The sequence below is a fragment of the Acinetobacter harbinensis genome (genome assembly GCF_000816495.1).
In the GTDB taxonomy this organism is placed as follows: domain Bacteria; phylum Pseudomonadota; class Gammaproteobacteria; order Pseudomonadales; family Moraxellaceae; genus Acinetobacter; species Acinetobacter harbinensis.
Window position 1 is genome coordinate 67,125 of sequence record NZ_JXBK01000003.1, and the last position, 287, is coordinate 67,411.

1 protein-coding gene is annotated in these 287 nt (G+C 38.3%); it reads left to right on the plus strand.

The genetic code is table 11. From position 1 onward, the window contains the following. Positions 1-214, plus strand: a 214-nt coding sequence (locus SE27_RS14780; RefSeq protein ID WP_455550039.1) for an oleate hydratase, incomplete at its 5' end; no start/stop codon positions are given. Positions 215-287: the final 73 nt, after the last annotated feature.

The following is a 287-nucleotide window of genomic DNA, read 5'->3' on the forward strand; positions in this document are numbered from 1 at the left end:
ACAGGTAATTCCACAAGGCTCACAAAACTTTGCTTTCCTTGGACAGTTTGTGGAAATTGAAGATGACGTGGTCTTTACTGTGGAATATTCAGTTCGTGGGGCGATGCTTGCCATTTATGAATTTTTTGGGGTGGAACGTGAAATCCCTGAAATTTACAACGGTCTACTTGATCCCAAAGTGGGTTTAAAAGCTTTAGAAACAGTGTTCCACTAAGTTTTTAATATATAGCGATAAGAGCACCTTTATGTCGCCACTATTACATAGTTTAATTTAAGCAACGTTTGGA